Source organism: Hydrogenophaga sp., assembly GCF_026125825.1.
Classification (GTDB): Bacteria; Pseudomonadota; Gammaproteobacteria; order Burkholderiales; family Burkholderiaceae_C; genus Hydrogenophaga.
The window spans coordinates 1-5966 of sequence record NZ_JAHCKK010000154.1 but is presented as its reverse complement, the minus strand read 5'-3'; the positions used below and the strand labels follow the sequence as shown (position 1 = coordinate 5966).

Below are 5966 nucleotides of genomic sequence, written 5' to 3'. Positions count from 1 at the left end.
CGTGCCGGCCAGCTGGCCGATGCGCTCGGCCAGCTTGGGAAAGTCGCGCAGCACGGCCTGCAGCCGCGCCCCGCGCCCGGCCTGGGGCACGAGCCAGCCGCCGAGCTCGAGGTTCTCGCGCACCGTCATCTGCGGGAACAGCTGACGGCCCTCGGGCACCAGCGCCATGCCGCGGCGCACCAGCTCGCTGGTCTTGGTGTCGCGCGGCAGCAGCTCGCCGTCGAGCGTCATCCGCCCGCCGCGCGGGATCAGGCCGTTGATCGCCTTCAGCAGCGTGGTCTTGCCGGCACCGTTGGGGCCGAGGATCACGGTGAGCCCCGGCCGGGCCTCGAGCGTGAGCTCGCGCAGCACGAGGAAGGGGCCGTAGCCGGCGCTCAGCGCCTCGACCCGCAGGTGCGCCAGCCGGGTGTCGAGCGCGTGTTCGATGTCGTTCTTCATGCCGTCCCGACCATCTCGTCGCCGAGGTAGGCCTCGATCACCTCGGCATGGCGCACCACCTCGGCCGGGGTGCCGTCGGCGATCTTGCGGCCCTGGTGCAGCACGATCACGCGCTCCACGCAGCGCAGCAGCGTGGTGACGGCATGTTCGATCCAGATCACCGTGAGGTCGAGCTCGTCGCGCAGACGGCGGATCAGCTGGGCCATCGCGTCGACCTCGGACTCGGTCAGCCCGGCGGCCACCTCGTCGAGCAGCAGCAGGCGCGGGCGCGGCGCCAGGGCGCGGGCCAGCGCCACGCGTTGTTGCTGGCCGCCCGAGAGCTCGTGCGGAAAGCGCGCCTGCATGCCCGCCAGGCCGACCAGGCGCAACACCTCGTCCACGCGCGCCTCGCGCTCGGCGCGCGGCAGGCGTTCGATGCCGAAAGCGATGTTGCGGCCCACGTCGAGGTGGGGAAACAGCGCGTAGTCCTGGAACACCATGCCGATGCGGCGCTGCTCGGCCGGCATGTGGTGCTGGCTGTCGCTCACGGTCTCGCCGTCGAGCGTGATGCTGCCGCCGCTGGCCCGCTCCAGGCCGGCGACCGCCCGCAGCAGGGTGGTCTTGCCGCAGCCGGAAGGGCCGATGAGCACGCCGATGTCGCCTGCGCGCAGCCCCAGCGAGACGCCGTCCACCGCGGCTTGGGACTGGCCCGCGTACCGCACGCTGAGTTGTGAGACGTTCAGGAACATAGTCGGGATATTCTAGATAACTACAATTCTCATTTGTGTTGACGCGGGTCGATGGCCCTTTCACCTGAAACCTGCCCATGTTGCGTTGGTTGGCTCCGGCCCTGTTGATCCTGCTTGCGCTGCTGCTCACGCTGCCGGTGCTGTCGCTGGGCGCGTCCTGGTTCGAGTTCGATGCCGCCGCGCGCGACGTGCTCTCGCAGATGGCCCAGACCGTGCTGCCCGAGTATGCGCTCACTACTCTGGTGCTGTGTGCGAGTGTGGCGGTGGGCGTGGCGGTGGTGGGCATGGTCACGGCCAGCGCGGTCACGCTATTCGAGTTCCCCGGCCGCCGTTTCTTTGAGTGGGCGCTGCTGCTGCCGCTGGCCATGCCGGCCTATGTGGTGGCCTATGCCTACACCGACTTCCTGCAGTTCAGCGGTCCCTTGCAGGTGGGGCTGCGCGAGACCTTCGGCCTGTCCGGGCGTCTGTTGCCTGAGGTGCGCAGCACGCCGGGCGCGGTCTGGGTGTTCACTTTCTCGCTCTACCCCTACGTCTACCTGCTGGCGCGCACCGCGCTGGCCGAGCGTGCGGCCCAGCTGATGGAAGCCGCGCGCCTGCTGGGCGCCCCGCTGGCGCGGCGCATCCGTGAAGTGGCGCTGCCATTGGCGCGCCCGGCCGTGGCCGCGGGCGTGGCGCTGGCGCTGATGGAGACACTGGCGGACTTCGGTGTGGCCAGCTATTTCGGCATCCAGACCTTCACGGCCGGCGTCTACAAGGCCTGGCTCGCGATGGACAACCGCATGGCCGCGGCCCAGCTTGCCACCATGCTGCTGGCGCTGGTGGCCTTGCTCCTGTGGCTGGAACACCGCGCCCAGCGCAGGCTGCGTTTCGCCACGCTGCGCGGCCAGCGCGCCGGCAGCGCCGAAGCCCAGCCCACGCGCCTGCATGGCGGGCGCGCCGCGGGTGCTGTGCTGGTCTGCGTGCTGCCCATCGCCTTTGGCTTCGTGCTGCCGGTGCTTTTCATGTTGCGCCCGCTCATCGGGGGGTGGGACGATCTGCCCTGGACGTCCTTCCTCCAGTGGTCGCGCAGCAGCGTGTGGCTCGCCAGCCTGGCGGCGGCGCTGACGACTGTGATTGCGCTGGCGCTGGCGTTCGCGCTGCGCGCCCGGCCGGGCCAGCTCACGCGCAGCGTGGTGCAGCTCGTGAGCCTGGGCTATGCCGTGCCTGGCGCGGTGATCGTCGTGGGCCTGCTGCTGCCGGTGGGCTGGGTGCAGTCCCTGTGGCCCCAGGCCAGCGTGGGCTACTGGGTCACCGCCACCGCGCTCGGCATTGTGTGGGCCTACCTCGTGCGTTTCACCGCCGTGGCCCTGCAATCGCTGCAGAGCGGTTATGCGCGCATTCCCGCCAGCCTCGACGACTCGGCCCGCATGCTCGGCACCACCGGCCTGGGCCTGGCGGTGCGTGTGCACTGGCCGCTGCTCAAGCGCTCCACGGCCGCGGCCGCCCTGCTGGTGTTCGTGGACGTGATGAAGGAGCTGCCCGCCACCCTGGTGCTGCGGCCCTTCAACAGCGACACCCTGGCGGTGGTGACCTACCAGCTTGCGCGCGACGAACGCCTGGGCGAGGCAGCGCTGCCGGCGCTCACCCTGGTGCTGGTGGGCCTGGTGCCGGTGATCCTGCTCAGCCGCACCCTGCGTTCGCGTTGAAGGGCGCTGGCCGCGCGCTCAGTCCAGGCGCACGCCGGAGGCCTTGACGATCTCGCCCCACTTCACGCGGTCCTGCTGTGCCAGCGTGGCCAGGGCGGCGGGCGTGCTGCCCATGGGGCGGATCGAGAGGCGTTCGAAGCGCGCCTTCACGTCGTCGCTTTTGAGCGCCGCCAGCGTCTCCCGGTTGAGCCTGTCGATCACCGCGGCCGGCGTGCCTGCCGGTGCGACCAGGCCGAACCAGCTCACGATCTGCAGGCCGGGCAGGCCCGCTTCGGTCGTGGTCGGCACGTCGGGCAGGCTGTCCAGGCGCTGCGGGCCGGCGATGGCCAGGGCGCGCATCTTGCCTGCCCGGATGTGCGGCAGCACGGCGGGCGGGGACTCGATGCCGCCGGTGACCTGGTTGGACAGGATGGCGGTGGCCGACTCGGCGCCACCTTTGTAGGGCACGTGCACCAGGGTCACACCGGCTTCGCGCTTGAGCAGTTCGGTGGCCAGGTGCGGCGTGGTGCCATTGCCCGGCGAGCTCAGCAGCAGGCTGTCGGGCCTGGCTTTGGCCTGCGCCACCAGTTCGGCCACGTTCTTCACCGGCACCGAGGCGTTGACAGTGACGATCAGCGGCATGTCGCCCACCAGCGAGACCGGCGCGAAGTCCTTGCCGGGATCGAAGCCGAGGCGGGGGTAGAGCGCTTCATTGATGCTCAGGATGCTGCCGGTGGCCATCAGCAGGGTGTAGCCGTCGGCCGGGGCCTTGGCCACGTGCTGGCTGCCGATGTTGCCACCCGCGCCGGCGCGGTTGTCGATCACCACCGGCACATTCAGCGACTTGCCCAGTGCGTCGCCCAGGGTGCGCGCCATCACGTCCACCGGGCCGCCGGGCACGAAGGGCACGACGATGGTGATTGGCTTGCCCGGGTAGGCCGGCTGGGCCATCGCGGGCGCGAGGCCCAGGCAGGCCCCCAGGGCAATGGCCAGGCGGGTGAGTTGGCGGCGTTGCATCATGCTGGTTGTCTCCTTTGTTGACATGGGGAAAGGTCCGGCGCTCAGAGGCGCTCAGGCGGGTGCGGTGCCCGGCTGGTTCAGTTCGAGGGCGAGCCCCACGAAGAAATCCAGGCTTCGCGGGTTGACCATGGCGTCGGGGCTGGCCACTTTTTCCAGCGGCGTGCCCAGCAGCAGCTTGCGCACCGGCACTTCCATCTTTTTGCCGGTGAGCGTGCGTGGAATCTCGTCCACCAGGTAGATCGCGTCGGGCACGTGGCGCGCCGAGGCCTTGGTGCGGATCTGTGCGGCGATGGCCGCCTTGAGCGCGTCGTCCAGCACGGCGCCCGGTTGCAGCACGACGAACAGCGGCAGGAAGGACGGCCGGCCCAGGTACTCCAGGTCGACCACCAGGCTGTCGCGCACCTGGGGCATTTCCTCGACGACGCGGTAGATCTCGGCCGTGCCCATGCGGATGCCAAAGCGGTTGATGGTGCTGTCGGAGCGGCCGTAGATGACGGCGCTGCCGCGTGGCGTGAAGCGGATCCAGTCGCCATGGCGCCAGACGCCGGGGAAGGTGTCGAAGTAGCTCTCGCGGTAGCGCTGGCCGTCGGCGTCGTTCCAGAAGTACAGCGGCATGGAGGGCATGGGTTGCGTGATCACCAACTCGCCGACCTCGTCCAGCACCGGTTGGCCCGAGTCGTTGAAGGCCTGGGCCGACACGCCGAGCTCGGCGCACTGGATCTCGCCGGCCACCACGGGCAGGCCCGGCGCGCAGGCCACGAAGCCCGAGGCGATGTCGGTGCCGCCGCTGATGGAGGCCAGCCAGAGGTCGCTTTTCACCGCGTCGTAGACCCAGTGGTAGGCGTCGATGGACAACGGCGAGCCGGTCGAGTTGATCGCGCGAAGCGCCGGCAGGGCGGCCAAGTCGCGCGGGCGCAGGCCGCGCTTCATGCAGTTCATGAGGAAGGCCGCGCCACAACCGAACAGCGTGACGCCTTGCCGGTCCAGGAAGCGCCAGAGCGCTTCGTCGTCGGGCCAGGCAGGGTTGCCGTCGTAGAGCACGGTGGTGGCGCCGGTGAGCAGGCCGCCGATCTGCAGGTTCCAGACGATCCAGCCGGTGCCGCCCAGGAAGAGCATGCGGTCGCCCTCGCGCAGGTCGTGCTGCAGCGCGAGTGTCTTGAGGTGGGTGAGCACCACACCGCCGTGGCCGTGCACCATGGCCTTGGGCAGGCCGGTGGTGCCGGAGGAATAGACGATCCACAGCGGATGGTCGAAGGGCAGGCGCTCCCAACGCAGTTCGGCGTCGGGGTGCTGCCGCATCGCGGCGTCCCATGCCAGGCGGTCGCGCCAGGCCACGGTGCGTTCGGCCGCCAGCGGGCCAGGCAGGTGCACCACGGTGCGCACGCTGGGCAGGCGCGCGAGCAGCTGCTCCACGGTGTCGTGGCGGTCGTGCACCTTGCCGTTGTAGCGGTAGCTGTCGGTGGCCAGCAGCACCTTGGGTTCGATCTGGCTCAGGCGGTCGAACACCACCGAGGGTCCCATGTCGGGCGCGCAGCTCGACCAGATGGCGCCCAGGCTGGCGCAGGCCAGGAAGGCCGCCACGGTCTCGGCCTGGTTCGGCAGGTAGGACGCCACGCGGTCGCCCGGGCGCACGCCGCGCTCGCGCAGGACGGCCGCGAACGCCGCCGTCATCTGGCGCAGCGCCGCCCAGGACACCTCGATCGCTTCCGAACCTTCGGTGCGCACCACCAGCGCGGGCCGCAGGGCGCTGGCCTGGCGAAAGACGTGCTCCGCGTAGTTCAGCCGGGTGTCCGGAAACCAGCGCGCCCCGGGCATCTCGCGGCTGGCGAGCACGGTTTCGGGGGAGCCGTCCGCCAGCACCTCGAAGTGGTCCCAGATGCTGCGCCAGAAGGTGTCCAGGTGTTGCACCGACCATTGCCACAGCGCCGCGTAGTCGTCGAAATGCAGTCCGTGTTGCTCGGCGAGCCAGCGCTCGTAACGCGCCAGTCGGCTCGAAGCGACGTCTTGTGCGCTCGGCGTCCAGAGCGTGTCCAGGGGGGCGGCGGCGTTCGCCGTGGGTGGTGTGCTCACGTCTTGTCTCCTGTTCGAAGCCGCCACGGTACGCAAAGAGCCCTTC

At 70.3% G+C, this 5966-nt stretch carries 5 protein-coding genes and 1 pseudogene; 1 reads left to right on the top strand and 5 read right to left on the bottom strand.

Annotated features, from left to right (window positions below; genetic code table 11):
- The 3 genes and pseudogenes from KIT86_RS23885 to KIT86_RS23875 all read right to left on the bottom strand — a co-directional run.
- The coding region (locus tag KIT86_RS23885; protein WP_297403043.1) for an ATP-binding cassette domain-containing protein at positions 1-438 on the bottom strand (438 nt) is incomplete at its 3' end.
- Entirely contained in the window at positions 435-644 is a 210-nt protein-coding gene (locus KIT86_RS25245; protein WP_367185465.1) for a hypothetical protein, read from the bottom strand. The genes KIT86_RS23885 and KIT86_RS25245, both read right to left, overlap by 4 nt.
- Before the next feature lie 36 nt (positions 645-680).
- Positions 681-1166, bottom strand: a pseudogene (locus KIT86_RS23875) (ABC transporter ATP-binding protein); the annotation flags it as partial.
- A 77-nt stretch (positions 1167-1243) separates the two neighbouring features.
- Here KIT86_RS23875 and KIT86_RS23870 point away from each other — a divergent pair.
- A complete protein-coding gene (locus KIT86_RS23870) occupies positions 1244-2851 on the top strand; it encodes an iron ABC transporter permease (RefSeq protein WP_297403041.1) in 1608 nt (535 codons plus the stop codon).
- An 18-nt stretch (positions 2852-2869) separates the two neighbouring features.
- Here KIT86_RS23870 and KIT86_RS23865 read toward each other — a convergent pair whose 3' ends face one another.
- A complete protein-coding gene (locus tag KIT86_RS23865) occupies positions 2870-3850 on the bottom strand; it encodes a tripartite tricarboxylate transporter substrate binding protein (RefSeq protein WP_297403038.1) in 981 nt (326 codons plus the stop codon).
- Positions 3851-3901: 51 nt separating this feature from the next.
- On the bottom strand, positions 3902-5920 hold the full coding sequence (locus tag KIT86_RS23860; RefSeq protein ID WP_297403036.1) for an acetoacetate--CoA ligase: 2019 nt from the start codon (positions 5918-5920) through the stop codon (positions 3902-3904).
- Between the last annotated feature and the right edge of the window lie 46 nt (positions 5921-5966).

Coding starts and splice junctions, on each gene's coding strand:
- KIT86_RS25245 (WP_367185465.1), bottom strand. CDS start 644: ATGGCCCAGCTGATCCGCCGTCTGCGCGACGAGCTCGACCTCACGGTG.
- KIT86_RS23870 (WP_297403041.1), top strand. CDS start 1,244: ATGTTGCGTTGGTTGGCTCCGGCCCTGTTGATCCTGCTTGCGCTGCTG.
- KIT86_RS23865 (WP_297403038.1), bottom strand. CDS start 3,850: ATGATGCAACGCCGCCAACTCACCCGCCTGGCCATTGCCCTGGGGGCC.